Here is a 14,668-nt window from a genome sequence, read left to right as displayed (position 1 = left end):
TCAGTAGGTCCGAGGGGTTTCCCGTGCCTCGGAGCTCGGGGCTGCTTTGCCCCAACAACACCATCCTAGGGAAGTTTCTTCCTTGTCAAATAAATGTCGTGCGGCTCTCCCCGCCGGTCCCACACCGGTCCCCGGGGAACGGCGCCCGGTAAGGGGAGCGCCCGTTCACGGGCGCCGGTCCGTGAACGGGCACCCCGTCTGACGCGTCGGCAGACAAGCCCGGTTCAGAGCAGGGCGTGGCCGTGGGCGGCCACGAGCGGAGCCAGGTCGGGGACCCCGAAACGCGTGCGCAGCTCCTTGAAACGGGTCACCTTGTCCTCGCCGAAGCGGGCGACGGATGCGGCGTAGGAGTCGGCGGAGAAGAACACCGGCGGGTTGCGCTTGCTGTGGAACTTGTCGGCGTACATCACCAGCTCCTCCTCTGCGGACTCGGCCACGTAGTCCCCCTCCGGAACGGGAAGCCCCTGGTCGCGGATGTCCTGCCGGGTCAGCCCCACCCCGGTGTGGTGCGAGCAGAACCGGCACAGCGCCTCGGGCAGCCCCTCCCCGGCGAGGATCTCGTGACCGAGCACCCCGTGGCTCACGTAGCGCGCGTGGTCGAGCCGCCCGGAGGAGTCGTACAGCCGGTAGACCCCGATGTCGTGCAGCAGGCACCCCGCCCGGACCAGGGCGCGGTCCAGCGCCGGGCCGGAGCGGTCGAGCAGCTGCTCGGCGACCGCGCACACGATCTCGCAGTGGGTGTAGACGAGATCGAACGCCTCACGCGTGGGCGCGTACCTCTCGTGCAGCGCGCGGATCTCTTCGTCGCTCGGGATCACCATGACCCGACGCTAACCGGAACGGAAACCGTTCGAGGACGGGGCCTCGGTGCGACACGCTCAGCACATGGGCCGCCGACTCTCACCCCGCACCCTGCTCTGGAGCGAGGCCGATCCGCGCGTGCACGCCTTCGACGGTGCCTGCTCACCGGAGCGCGCCGCCGGGATGCTCGCCGTACCCGCACGGGCCAGGGCCGACGCAGCCTCCGGCGCACCGCTGGCCTTCGACCTGCTCAGCTCCTGGCAGAGGGTGGTCCCGGGCATTTCCGACACCCCGTTCCGCAGCGCACCGGCCTTCGCAAAGCAGGGCCGGGAGCGCTACGGCACCGGCCCGGGCCTGCGGGGCCTCCTGCGGGCCTTTGCCGACCTGCCGAACGGCAGGGTAAGTGGGGGTGGCCCCGCAGCCGCGCTGCGTGCCCAGGGGCACGCGCCGGTCATGGAGGACGCGACCGGCGACACCGCCGGGAGAGAGCGCCGGGCGGAGGAGGGGGTGAGCCCGTGCCCGGGCGGCGCGAGCGCCTGCTCGCCCTGGCCCGGGACCTGACCGGTCACGGGTGAGAACACTGGTTCTGGCGCGCAAGAGATAAAGCCGAGTTTCTGATGTGACACGAGGGTCAATCGTGAAATCAGCTTTGTGTTGAGGAGTCTGTCGCCCGGACTTCTGCCGGGGCCTGTGATTTTTGTTTTGGTGGAGGATTTGTTGTTTGCCTCCAGGGTGGGATGAGCGAATCGTATCGGTGTTCGGCTCGCACCCTTTTCCGGATGCGGGAAAAGTGGGGCGTGGGGCTGTTGTTCCGCTGTTGGTGAACTCATAATGGCTACTGGCGTAGGCAGTTCCTCGACCCCCCGGAGGAAACGGCGTTGTCGGCCAGTGTGCGTGATTTCCCCTTTCTCGCCGTGCGTACCGTCGGCGGCCTGCTGCCCGAGGACATGCTCCTGCGCGTGGCACGGGACCGCGGCCTCCCCGGAACGGCACCCGGCGACTACGGTATGGTCGGTGTCTCCTCGGTCTCCGACGAGGCCGAGCGCCTCTGGCCCCACCTCCTGGCCGTGTGGCGGGAGCTGCGCCGGGCTCTGCCCAGAGAGGCTGCGGACGCGCCCCCTCCCGCGGATCCCGCCAACGCCGCCCTCACCCGGTGGGTGGGGCCGCTCCTGGAGGCACTGGGCTTCGGACGGCTGGCCGGTCTGCGCTCCCCGGGTGTCACGGCCGACGACGACCCCGAACGGACCCTTGCCGTCAGCCACCGCTACGCCCAGGCGCTGGTGCACATTGTCCCCTGGAGCCAGGAGCTGGACCGGCGCGAGCGGGCGGGCGGACCGCCTCCCCAGTCCCTGGTACAGGAGGCGCTCAACCGCGCCTCAGCGCACCTGTGGGGGATGGTCACCAACGGGCGCAGACTCAGGCTGCTGCGCGACTCCAACTCCCTCGCGGGATCGACCTACGTCGAGATCGACCTGGCAGCCGTGTTCGACGGCGAGCTCTTCAACGAGTTCGTCCTCATCCTCCAGCTCCTGCACGCCTCGCGCTTCGAGGCCCGCGGCGACGGTCCGCCCTCCACCTGCCGACTGGAGGAGTGGCGCGAGGAGGCCATGCGCTCGGGTGTGCGCGCCCTGGACGCCCTGCGAGACAACGTCGAACAGGCCGTCACCGCCCTGGGCACCGGGTTCCTGTGCCACCCCGCCAACACGGCACTGCGCGCCTCACCCGACGCGGGCCGACTGCACGGGGCGCTGCTCCGGCTCGTGTTCAGGATCGTGTTCCTCATGGTCGTGGAGGACCGCGACCTCCTCCACCCGCCGGGTGCCGAGGCCCGTGAGCGCCAGCGCTACGCCGCCTACTTCTCCACCGCCCGGCTGCGCCGCACGGCCGACCGCAGGGGCGGCACCGCGCACAGCGACCTCTACGAGGCGCTGCGCCTGGTGCTGGACGCCCTGGGCGATGAGGAGGGGCGGCCCGAGATCGCACTGGTGGGCCTCGGAGGGCTGTTCAGCCCGACCGAGGACGACGCTCCCCTGCGCGGGATGCGCCTGTCCAACGAGGCACTGCTGCGCGCCACGCGCAGTCTGTCCCGTGTCCGTGACGCCGGGTCGCGGCGCTGGCGTCGGGTGTCCTTTCGAACCCTGTCCTCCCGGGAGCTCGGCGCCGTCTACGAATCCCTCCTTGAGATGGTCCCCGAGTACGGGGCCGACGGCCGGTCCTTCCGGCTGGTGCACCGTGCGGGGAATACGAGGAAAACGACCGGTGCCTACTACACCCCCGCCTCGCTCATCTCCCGCCTGCTCGACTCCGCGCTCGAACCCGTCCTCGACGACGCGGTCAAACGCGGGGAGCAGCTGGCCACCGAGCACGCCGAACTCGACCCGGCCGACACCATCGCGGAGATGCTCCTCTCCGTCACGGTGTGCGACCCCGCGTGCGGATCCGGGCACTTCCTCGTGGCCGCGGGCCACCGCATCGCCAAGCGTGTGGCCGCCTACCGTGAGGGGACCCTCGAACCTCCGGAGGAGGCCTACCGCCACGCGCTGCACGATGTGGTCGCCCGTTGCCTCTACGGCGTCGACCTCAACCCCATGGCAGTGGCCATCGCCCGGATGTCGCTCTGGCTGGAAGGCATGGCCGCGGGGCGGCCCCTGGACCTGCTCGACCCGCACCTCAAGCACGGCAACGCCCTCGTCGGTGCGACTCCCCGGCAGATCGACGGGGGGATCCCCGACGCCGCCTTCACGGCTGTAGAGGGTGATGACGCCAAGGTCGCCGCCGCGTTCCAGCGGGCGAACCAGCTGGAGCGGCAGGGGCAGGACAGCCTCTTCGACCCGGAGGAGGAGTTCCGGCTCTCCAACACCGACTTCTCGTATGAGCTCAACTGCCTCTACGCGATCCGGGTGGGAAGCCTGCGCGACGTCCGTCGGCAGGAGAAGGTCTACCGGGACTGGCGGGAGTCGGAGGCGTACCGCAGGCAGTTGTACATCGCCGACACCTGGTGCGCGGCCTTCTTCTGGGAGAAGCGGGCGGGGGCCGCACGACCGGTCACGCACGAGGCCTTCGAGACGTTGAAGGCCTTCGAGGAGTCGGCCACCCCGGCGCGGACCCACGCGGAGATCAGGCGTCTGGGGGAGAGCCACCGCTTCTTCCACTGGCACCTGGAGTTCCCCGACATCTTCCCCGTCGGGTCCGATGACGCGCCGCGAGGGGAGGCCGGTGCGGGGTGGAGCGGCGGGTTCGACTGCGTGCTCGCCAACCCGCCCTGGGACAAGCTCGACTTCGAGGACAAGAAGTACTTCAGCGTGGTGGAGCCCTCCATCGCGCGCATCGCCGGGGTCGCCCGGCGTCGACGCATCGCGGAGTGGGCGCAGGAGGATCCCGAGGCGGGGGAGGAGTACCGGCGGGCGCGTCGCGCGGTGAAGTCGACGTTCCACTTCGCGGCGAGGTCGGGCAGCTATGAGAAGTGCGCGGAGGGGCTCAAGGTCAAGGGCGTCAACTCACTCCAGGCCGACCAGCTCTTCGTGGAGCGGTTCACGGCACTCGCACACCCTGAAGGCAGGATCGGAGCGATCGCGCCCACTGCTCTAGCCACGGGAGCTGGGGCGCAGAAGCTGTTCGACGCTTTCACCAGACGCCGCCGGGTGAGGTCGTTCTATGATTTCGAGAACCTTCAGAAGATCTTCTCCGCTGTCGACGCCAGGCAGAGATTCTGCCTCCTGACCCTGGACAGCGGGGACAGGCCTGCGCCCGCTGCGAAGTACGCCTTCTTCGTTCACGACCCAGTGCAACTCGACGACCAGCGTAAGGTGTTCGAGCTCAACCCCGACGAGATCGAACTTCTCAGTCCCAACACCGGAAGCCTTCCGGCGTTTCGTTCTCGACGCGACGCCGACCTCACCACCTCCGTGTACCACTCGATCCCAGTACTGCAGAAAGAGGGGAAGGGCCGGGGGAACCCGTGGGGAATCCGTTTCCGGAACCTCTTCAACATGACCGACGATTCCGATCTCTTCCGTACCCGTGTGGATCTGGAGGGGGAGGGGTGGGTCCTCCAGGGCAACGTCTTCCACCGGGACCGGCAGCGAATGCTGCCATTGTACGAGGCGAAGATGGCCCATCATTTCGATCACCGGTGGAACATTTTTTCAGGGGCGAAAGGTGACGATGTTCGCCAACTGGGCCCCGCTGAGAAGCATGATCCGGCGAAGGCCGCTCTGCCCCGCTACTGGGTGCCCGAGGGCGACGGTCCGGCTGGCGAACATGACTACCGGGGTCGTCCTGTACACCAAGAGGGTGTTTCCACCAGGCTGGCCGCTTCCGGCTGGGACAGGCATTGGCTCTACGGTTGGCGCGACGTCACTAATGCTACGAACGAACGCACCGCCATTCCGGCTTTTGTGCCGCGGGCTGCCGTGGGTCATAAATTTCCTTTGATGTTCTCCGATCTTCCTGGAAGCTTCATGGCAGGGCTGTGTGCTGTGCAGAGCTCTCTGGTGTTCGACTACATCAGTCGACAGAAGATCAGCGGTAGCAGCATGGGGCTCTTTGTCTGGAAGCAGCTGCCCGTCCCGCGCCCCGACCAGTTGGAACCACATCTGGACTTCTTCGTGCCCCGCGTGCTCGAACTCGTCTACACCGCCCACGACATGGAGCCCCTGGCGCGGGACCTCGGCCACGACGGACCGCCCTTCGCCTGGGACGAGGAACGCCGTGCGGCCATCCGTGCCGAGTTGGACGCCTACATGTTCCACCTCTACGGCCTGGGGAGGGAGGACACCGAGTACGTGCTGGAATCCTTCCAGACTTCCAGCGGGGGCCTGAAGAACAACGAGATCGCCCGGTACGGCACCTACCGCACCAAGGACATGGTGCTGGAGGTCTTCGATCGTATGGCGTCGACCGGTGTGTCCATAAAAAGCCCATTGGGTGATAATTCGGGCTTTTGTTCTGTTCTTGAGCCTCCCCCTGGTCAGTGGCGCTCGTGACTGCCTCTGTGGGTCTCGTATTTTTGGCGGCCAGGGTGGAGTCGGGGTGAAACGAGTGTCCTTCCTGCCTGGGGCTGCTTTTTCGTAAGTGCGTTCCCTCTGTTGTCTCGTGGGGCTGGAGAGGATTCAACACCCCGAGCGTGTGCAGCGTGTTGACAGTGCTTTCGTGGTGTTGTTAGCTATGGCTGTTCCCAAGCGCTCTTCAGGAGGTTTCCTGTGTACCTTCAGCGACTCCATGTCCAGGGGTTCCGCTCTCTGGCCGACACCACCGTCACCTTCCAGCCCGGCGTGACGGCCCTGGTGGGCGAGAACAACGCCGGCAAGACCAACGTCATCGACGCGGTCCGCCACCTCACCGCCCCGCTGGACGGCCAGCGCGACCTCTACCTCCGCGCCGAGGACCTGTACCGCGACGGCTGCGGCGAAGACGCGCACGGGGAGGGATGCCGACGCACGATCGACTTCGAGGCCCGCTACGCCTCCGACAACCCCGACGACCCCACCGATCTCGCCCTCTACGACCAGGCCCTCAACGCCGACCGGACGACGGTCAGCTACCACCTGACCTACGCGCCCCCGGACATCGGGGCGCAGCGGGGGACCACGAGCTGGCGCGCCGGGCAGACACCCACCACGGACCGGGATCCCGAGCCGGGCGCCCGTCGGCGCGTCCGGCACCTGTACCTGCCGCCCCTGCGCGACGCGCGGCGCGAACTCGCCTCCGGTGCGGGCAACAGCATCCAGCACCTGGTCGGCAGCTTCCTCAGGGAGGAGGGAGCGGCGGAGACGTTCCAGAAGGAGGCTCGGGAGTACTTCGGCGGTTTCGACAAGCTCACACCCCTGCCCAAGGTGGGCGAGGAGGTGCAGAGCAAGCTCACCGCCCTGACGGACGGTGTCCGCTCCCAGTCCACGGGCCTCGGACTGTCCCAGGCCACGGTCCGATCGGTCGTGCGCTCCCTGCGCATGCGGCTCAAAGAGCACGACCTCTCCCCGCAGGAGGTGGCCGAGAGCGGTCTGGGCTACGCCAATCTGCTCTACATCGCCACTGTCCTCGCGCAACTGCACAAGGCGGCCGAGGCCGACCTGACCGTGCTGTTGGTGGAGGAGCCCGAGGCCCACCTGCACCCGCAGTTGCAGACCATCCTCATGGACTGCCTCCGTGAGGAGACCGAGAACAGCCAGAAGCGCGACCGTTCCGGACAGCCCTGGCTGGGCCGCGTCCAGGCCCTGGTCACCACGCACTCCCCGCACATCGCCACCTCGGTACCGCCGCAGGACCTCGTCGTCCTCCAGCGGCACGGCCGTGGTACGGCGACCGGCGTCGGTGAAACCGGCCCAGAGGAGAAGAAGGCTCCCCCCGCCTTCCACGGGACCACGGGCGTGGCCGTGCGCAACCTCAACCTGGGCAACCGGGACCTGGTCAAGGTCCGCAACTACCTCAACGCGACCAGGAGCACCCTGCTGTTCGCGTCCCGGGTCCTGCTCGTGGAGGGGATCGCCGAGGCGGTACTGGTGCCGGCCCTGGGCGCGGGCGTGCTCAGCGGACCCGGGCGCCGACGCCTGCGGGGCACGGCCGTCGTCCCCATTGACGGGGTCGACTTCGATCCCTACCTCAGGGTCCTGCTCGACGTCGACCCCGCCAGCGGGCAGCGCATCGCCCAGCGCGTCGCGGTCATCACCGACGGGGACTTCTACGATCCAGCCGGCAAGCAGAAGGTCGACCGTGCCACCAACCTGCGCAAACTGCTCGCGGACCTGGGTGCGGACGAGGGTGTCGCCAAGGTGTTCGCCAATGAGACCACCCTGGAACCCGAGCTGCTCAAGGCCCACCCCGACAACGCCGAACTCATGAGGAGGGCGTGGAAGCTCCAGCGCCGTCAGGCCGCCGAGGGGCACTGGCGGGAGCTTGAGGCGCAGCCGTCCGTAACCCGGGACGCGTACTTCGCCACGATGTTCAAGACCCGCAAGGTGCGCAAGGGAGACTTCGCCCAAGACCTCGCCGCCCTCTCCGCCGATCCCGCGGTTGCTGAGTCGCTGGTCGCCCCCGCCTACTTCGCCGAAGCCCTGCGCTGGATCACCGAGGAGAGCCGTCATGAGCACTGACACCCTTGCGGCAGTCGACCTCGGCGTCCTGTGCGCTGACGCCGCGAGGGCTCAGGCCGAGGCGGCCACCCGCCTGCTCGATCCCGGCGAGGTGCTCTGGGTGAAGGCCTGCCCCGGGGCGGGCAAGACCCGGGTCATCGTGGACCGGCACCTGGCCCAGCCCCCACCGGGCAGGCGCGGACGCGCCATCGCCTCCTTCACCAGGGCCGCCAGCCGGGAGGTGCGTTCCCGGATCATCTCTGAGGCGGGGCCCGCCTCCGCCGAACACCCCAACGCCGTCACCACTTTGGACACCTTCTTCTGGCGCCACCTGGTCCGCCCCTACCTGGGAGCGCCGCGGGACGCCAGCACCGAGTGGAACCGGTTGGACTCCTGGGAGGAGCACCCCTCCTCGGCGGGGTTCGACGGCGGGCTCACCCTGGACGACTTCACGTTCACCGCGTCCGGCGCCGCCCTCGACGATGATTCGGTGTGGAAGATCCGCAAACTACGCCTCACGCGGTCCCAGGCCCTGGCATGGGCGGAGCGGCAGCACGCCTCCCTCACCGGCAAGGGCCACATGACCGGTGACCAGGTCAGGCAACGAGCACTGGCCAACTTGTCCGAACCCGGCCTCGCGGCGGCGATCGGTGCCGCCCTCACCGCCCGGTTCGCCGAACTGGTGGTGGACGAGGCACAGGACTGTTCCGACGTGGACGAAGAACTCCTGCTGCGCCTGAGCGAACGGGGCCTTCCGCTGCTGTTGGTGGCCGACACCGACCAGGCGGTCTACGGGTTCCGCCGGGCCAAGGGCAGCCAGGGCCACACGATCCGGCCCCTGCCCCGGGACAACGCCCTCCGGTTGCGCCACAACTGGCGCAGCGGCCAGCGGCTGTGCCGCTTCACCGCCACGCTACGCGGTAACCCCGAGCCCGATGTCGCGGTCGGCAGGCACAGGGACCAGGACAGCCCCGTCCTGCTCCTTCCCCACGCTCCGGGCGAACGCCATCCGGTCCGTGCCTTCCACGCCGCCGCGGAGGGCATGGGCGTCAAGAAGGAGGAGACGCTCGTCCTCGCCCACCGCTGGAGTGCCCTACCTCGTGAGTTGGCCGGTACGGCGAAGGTACCTTCGGGCGACCTCGCACGCCTGGTCTGGGCGGGTGAGGTGCTGGCCGCCCCGAACCCCGGCAAGAGGTTCCGGGAGCGGGCCCGCAAAGCCCTGCGCTCGACCCTGCTCGACCTCTGGTGCGCACCTGAGGCGGATTCGCGGGTCACCGAGGCCGAGCGCATGCGGGCCGCCGGTATCGATACCGCCCTGTTCGACCGGGCCGAGGCCCTGGTGCGTTACGAATACCCCTCCGCCGACCTGCCCCTGGCCGAGTGGGAGCGCAGGCTGACCTCATCCCTGCTCCGGCATAGTCCTTACGCGGTGCGTACCGAACCACCGGGTCGTGTGCGCTGGCAGGAGGCGGACGCGGGTCTTCGCACCGCTCCCGCGCGTCGCCTCTACGACGACTCGGTCGCGCCGCTGAACCCTCTGCCCGGTGTCGGACGCACCAGCAGTGTCCACGGGGTCAAGGGGGAGGAGGCCGATGCGGTCCTGGTCATGATCCCGGCCAGGAGGGCGTGGTCGAGGGTTCCGACGGTCATCGACCGCTGGCTCGACCCGGGCCGCGACCCGGACGAGGACGTTCGCGTGCTCTACGTCGCCGCCACGCGTGCCCGCCGTCTCCTGGCGCTCGCACTGCCGGAGGAGGACCTGGAGCGCGTGGCCTCCTTCCTCTCCCGGCGAGACGTTCCCTATGAGCGCTCCGTCCCACCGGGACCGGGACGAAGGTCCCTGATCAACCGCTGAGCGGCTTTCCGCACGGTCTTTTTTCCCGAACACCGCGCGTCGGCGCACCCGGACGGGTTGACTTCCCCCAGAAACCCCCTTCCCGGGCGCGCCGACCGCCCGGGCCCCTCAACGCCTCCACGGCCGCTCCCGCGACCCCGCCCCGCCACGACCAGAGAGCGCGAGAAGACGCATGTCCGCTACCCCGGCAGATCCGACCATCGACAGCATCCAGCGCATGTACCGCTTCCTCCTGGAGACGGAGGAACTGCGCAGCAACCCCGCGCGCACCCTGGACGGAGCCGCCCGGATCCTCTGGCTCGGCGACCTGCCCCGGGACGCGCCCAGCGTGGTCTCCGGGCTCTTCGACGCAGACGCCTCCGGGACCTGGCTCCGGGTCGACCGGGTGCACCACTCCGAGCCTCCAACCCTGCCCGGACCGCTCCGGCCCTGGGTGGACCCGGAGCAGGTCCGCGACCGTGAACGGGTGCGGCCACCGCAACCGCGTGAGCGCACCCTCACGGCTGTCCCAGCGGGGGAGGAGTCCGAGAGCGGGGGAGACACGCCCGACGCTCCGGCCGCGGAGCGGATGGTGACCCTCGCCGAGTTCCCCGACCGCGAGGGCGTGCTCGCCGCGCACCGGGAGTGGGCGCGGGCCTGGAGCGACTGGGCCGAACGCGAACGCCGTGTCGCCCCGCTGGTCAGGCTCTACGAGCAGGTCTACCGCATCCACCAGGAGGCGGCCGACCTCGGAGAGTCCTACGAACTGGTTCTCGCCACCGGCTACCTGACGTGGACTGTCGAGGGGCACGCGGTCCGCCGCCACCTCCTCACCCGCAGGATCGTCATCACCATGGACGAGAGGGGGAGCCTCACGACCACCCCGGATCCGGACGCGTCCGGGTTCTCGCTGGAGGAGGACATGCTGGACCCCTCCCAGCGCCTGCGCGAACAACCGAGGGAGCGCGTGCTCACCCGGCTCGAACTCGCTTCCGAGAGCACGGGCCCGGACGGGGCCGAACACCTCCACGCCGCTCTGGAGGAATGGGCGCTCTCAGTCTCCTCCGGGTCCCGCTACGAACAGGACGTCCACCGTCCGAACGCGAACACCGCCGACGACTCCGCCCTGGTCACCTTCGCCCCCGCCCTGGTGCTGCGGGAGCGCCCCAAACGGGGGCAGCTCAACGCCCTGCGCGAGGTCGGCGACGCGGTGGAGCGCCACGGCGCGCCGACCGCGCTGCTGCGCCGCATCGTCGGCCAGGGCACCGACACCGAGCGGTCCGCCTGCCCGCCGGAAGAGGCTGGCGCGGAAGGGAGGCCCTCGGACGCCGGGCGTCCCGAGGAGCTGTACTTCTCCCTGCCCTCCAACGATGAGCAGCGCGCCATCGCCGACCGCCTGCGCGACAGCGACCTCGTCGTGGTCCAGGGCCCGCCCGGCACCGGCAAGACCCACACCATCGCCAACCTGGTGACCCACCTCCTCGCCCAGGGGCAGCGCATCCTCATCACCAGCCACACCGCGCGGGCGCTGAAGGTGCTCAAGGACAAGCTCCCCGACGAGATCCGACCCCTGGCGGTTAGCCGTACCGGTGACGGTGTGGAGGCGCAGCGGGAGCTGGAGGGTTCCGTCCAGGAGATCCTGGGGCGTCAGGCAGGGCGGGATCCGGCGCGTGCGCGTCGGGAGATCACCGACCTTGAGCGGCGGCTCGCCGACGCCAGGGGCAGGCGCGACCACGCCCTGAAGGACCTGCGCGCGATCCGGGAGCGGGAGACCCACCGGTATCCGCGTGAGGTCGGCGACTACGGGGGCACCCTCGCTTCCATTGCCGAACGCCTCGCCGAGGAGGAGCCGCGCTACTCCTGGATCGGCGAGGTCGGCTCCGAGCGGCCGCTGTTCAGCAGCGAGCAGGCCCTGGATCTTCTGCGCGCCGCACGCGCCTACACCCCCGAGCAGCGGGCCGTCACCGCCGAGGTGCCCGAGGCCGCACGCCTGCCCGCCCCCAGCGTCTTCGCCGCTTCCCTTGCCGCCCTCGACCGCGCCCGGGAGGCGGCCCGGAGCGCGTCCGGTCTCTGGGACGGTCACATCGACGACCTCCTGCGCGGTCTGTCCCGTGAGCACTGCGCCCTGCTCAGGCTGCGGCTGGAGGAGTTCACGGCCGTACGGGCGGTGGCCACCCGACTGGACCCGAGGTGGGAGACCCAGCGGGAGAAGGCGCTGACGGGCAGGGGGCAGGAGGTTCAGGAGCGGGCGCGGTCGGTACGCGCCGCCCTGGAGAGCGCCGAGCACGACATGGCAGAAGTGGGGCGCGCCCTCGTCGAGGGGATCGACCGGTTCGGCTTGGGGGAGGCTCTCGGGTACGCCACCGACCTCCACAAGGGGTTGTCCTCCGGGGACAGGCTGCACAAGGTCCTGGGCCTGCGCAGCCGACTCGCCAAACAGAACGCGCCCTTCCTCCAGGCCGTCACCGTGGACGGGCGGGCGCCCGACTCGGTGCGGAGCGCCGCGGTCCTGCTGCACCGGATCGAAGCCGAACGCGCCCTGTTCGAGGCCGACGCCTCCCTGCATCCGGAGACGGGTGCCGCCCTGTGGCAGGATCCCCGGACACGCACCGCCCGCCTCAGGGACGCCCTCGCCGACCTCGACCACCTCCTCGCGTTGGCCGCGGCGCGAGCGGCTCTAGACGAGGCGGCGGCGGACCTGCCCCGACTGGCCTCCCTGGACTGGGCCGACACCTCCGAAACGGAACGGGTCGGTGTACTCCTGGCAGCCGTGGACGCCGAGTACGACGCCGCCCCGGCCCGTGAGACGGTGGAGGGTGCCCGAACCGAGCTGCGGACGTGGGCCGACCGCTCGTATCCCGAACCCGAGGCGTTGCGCCGTGCCCGCCTCGCGGTGGACACCGCGGACGCGGAGGCCTACACCGCCGCCTGCGCGGACATGGCGCGCGTACGGGAGGCAGCCCGCCTGGAGACGGAGTACCGGCGGGCGCACGCCGTCGTGGCCTCCGGTCACCAGGCCCTGGCCCGCGCCGTCGCGGAGGAGCCGGACGCGCCCGTGTGGGAGGAACGCCTCGGCCGGATCGAGCAGGCGTGGGCGTGGTCGGTGTGGAACCGGCGCCTGGCCGAGCTCACGGACCCCGCCGCCGAGGACAGGTGCCGTGCCCGCCTCACAGAGGCCGACGGCGACGCGCGGCTGACCCTGGCCAAACTCGCGGCGGCCAAGGCCTGGCGTGCCTGCCTGGAGAGGCTGACCCCCGACCAGGAGGTGGCGCTGCGCTCCTACCAGCAGAGTGTCCGGCAGATCGGCAAGGGCACCGGCAAGTACGCCCAGCGCCACCAGCGCCATGCCCGCGAGAGCCTGCGGGAGTGCCAGCCCGCCGTCCCCGCCTGGATCATGCCGCTCTACCAGGTGGTGTCCACGGTGCCCATGGACACCGCAGGCGTCTTCGACGTGGTCATCGTCGACGAGGCGAGCCAATCGGGCCCCGAGGCCCTGCTCCTAGCGTGGCTGGGAAAGCGCCTCGTCGTCGTCGGCGACGACAAGCAGGTCAGTCCCGCCAATGTCGGTGTGGACCAGGAGCAGGTCTTCATGCTCCAGCAACGACACCTCGGAGTCCTCCCGGCCTCCCGGCGCAACCTGTTCTCCCCCAACCGGAGCCTGTTCGACATCGTCTCGGGGCTGGCGGGCAGCCGCGGCCAGCTCATGCTCAGCGAACACTTCCGCTGCATGCCCGAGATCGTCGGCTTCTCCAACGAGAACTTCTACGACGGCAGATTGCAGCCGCTGCGCCAGTACGGAGCCGACCGGCTGCCGCCACTGTGCGCGGTCCACGTCCCGGAGGGGGTTCTCCAGGGGCGCAACCAGCGTCTGGGCAACCCCGCCGAGGCCCGCCGACTGGTGGACCAGATCGCCGAGTGCTGCGCCGACCCGGCCTATGAGGGCCGCACCATGGGGGTGGTCGTCCTCCAGAGCGGAGCCCAGCAGACACTGGTAGAGGATCTGCTCAGCGAACGCCTCTCGCTGGAGGAGCGGGTCCAGCGGCGCATCCGGGTCGGCACCCCGGCTGCCTTCCAGGGGGACGAACGCGACGTGGTGTTCGTCAGCGCGGTATACGCCCCCTTCGACACGGACGGCGCGCGACGCCGTCCGGGCCCCTACAGCTCTGTCGCCCACCAGCAGGCGATCAACGTCGCGGCCTCACGCGCCCGCGACCAGGTCTGGTACTTCCACAGCTTCGCCCTCACCGATCTGGGTGAGACCGATCTGCGCCGCGCTTACCTGGACTACCTGGACCGCCCCGCGAACGAGCAGGACGGTACGGGCCTGGGAGACGTGCCCGCCGACGAGCGCGTGCAGCCCTTCGACAGCCTCTTCGAGCAGCGCGTCTACCGCGCTCTGCGCTTCCGCGGCTACCGGGTCCTGCCGCAGTACCCGGCCGGGTACTACCGCATCGACCTGGTGGTCGAGGGCGGGACCCGCCGACTGGCTGTGGAGTGCGACGGTGACGCCTTCCACAACGAGGCCAACGCGGTCGAGGACGCGGCGCGCCAGCGCGAACTGGAGCGGGTCGGATGGACGTTCGTGCGCATCCGCGGCAGCCGCTTCTTCCGCGACCCCGAGGCCGCGCTCCAGCCGCTGTGGAAGCGGCTGGAGGAGATGGAGATCGCGCCCGTCCGCCTCTGAACGGACCACTCCGTGTCCGCCCGGATGACCGGGCGGACACGGCTCTCCCACCCTTCGTGCCGGAGGTACACACGTTCGCCCGGGACCGTTTCACCCGGGGCCAGGGGGCTGACCCCCGCCAGGTGCTGTTCGCCGTACTCGTCAACAGAACCACGGGCCACGACCGGTACAGGGCGACAGGAGCCACGAGGCCGCCGTCGTCCGCACCAACGGCCTCTCCGGTTCGGGCGTCGTCCGCCTGGTCCGCCGCAACCACGGTGTGCTGCGCATGATGGGCGCTTA

6 protein-coding genes are annotated in these 14,668 nt (G+C 69.9%); 5 read left to right on the top strand and 1 reads right to left on the bottom strand.

From position 1 onward, the window contains the following. Window positions 1–224 precede the first annotated feature (224 nt). On the bottom strand, window positions 225–821 hold the full coding sequence (locus AC0VX6_RS17645) for an HD domain-containing protein (RefSeq protein ID WP_274973776.1): 597 nt from the start codon (window positions 819–821) through the stop codon (window positions 225–227). A gap of 64 nt (window positions 822–885) precedes the next feature. Between AC0VX6_RS17645 and AC0VX6_RS17640 the strand changes: the two genes are divergently transcribed. From AC0VX6_RS17640 to AC0VX6_RS17620, 5 genes are all read left to right on the top strand, one after another. Further along, the gene (locus tag AC0VX6_RS17640) at window positions 886–1,362 is read left to right on the top strand and encodes a hypothetical protein (protein WP_475465288.1); all 477 of its coding nucleotides are present in this window, start codon (window positions 886–888) and stop codon (window positions 1,360–1,362) included. A 353-nt stretch (window positions 1,363–1,715) separates the two neighbouring features. After that, window positions 1,716–5,786, top strand: a complete 4,071-nt coding sequence (locus AC0VX6_RS17635) for an Eco57I restriction-modification methylase domain-containing protein (protein ID WP_475465287.1) — start codon at window positions 1,716–1,718, stop codon at window positions 5,784–5,786. A gap of 216 nt (window positions 5,787–6,002) precedes the next feature. Next, window positions 6,003–7,889, top strand: a complete 1,887-nt coding sequence (locus AC0VX6_RS17630; protein WP_475465286.1) for an ATP-dependent nuclease — start codon at window positions 6,003–6,005, stop codon at window positions 7,887–7,889. Next, the gene (locus tag AC0VX6_RS17625; RefSeq protein ID WP_475465285.1) at window positions 7,879–9,723 is read left to right on the top strand and encodes a UvrD-helicase domain-containing protein; all 1,845 of its coding nucleotides are present in this window, start codon (window positions 7,879–7,881) and stop codon (window positions 9,721–9,723) included. Before AC0VX6_RS17630 ends, AC0VX6_RS17625 begins: the two co-directional genes overlap by 11 nt. Before the next feature lie 172 nt (window positions 9,724–9,895). Next, window positions 9,896–14,386 carry an AAA domain-containing protein gene (locus AC0VX6_RS17620; RefSeq protein WP_475465283.1) on the top strand — a complete coding sequence of 1,497 codons (4,491 nt, stop codon included), beginning with the start codon at window positions 9,896–9,898 and terminating at the stop codon, window positions 14,384–14,386. Window positions 14,387–14,668 lie beyond the last annotated feature (282 nt).

The organism is Nocardiopsis sp. iso_25, from assembly GCF_056173305.1.
This window is presented reverse-complemented; position numbering and strand designations above follow the sequence as displayed.

Coding starts and splice junctions, on each gene's coding strand:
- AC0VX6_RS17645 (WP_274973776.1), bottom strand. CDS start 821: ATGGTGATCCCGAGCGACGAAGAGATCCGCGCGCTGCACGAGAGGTAC.
- AC0VX6_RS17640 (WP_475465288.1), top strand. CDS start 886: ATGGGCCGCCGACTCTCACCCCGCACCCTGCTCTGGAGCGAGGCCGAT.
- AC0VX6_RS17625 (WP_475465285.1), top strand. CDS start 7,879: ATGAGCACTGACACCCTTGCGGCAGTCGACCTCGGCGTCCTGTGCGCT.
- AC0VX6_RS17620 (WP_475465283.1), top strand. CDS start 9,896: ATGTCCGCTACCCCGGCAGATCCGACCATCGACAGCATCCAGCGCATG.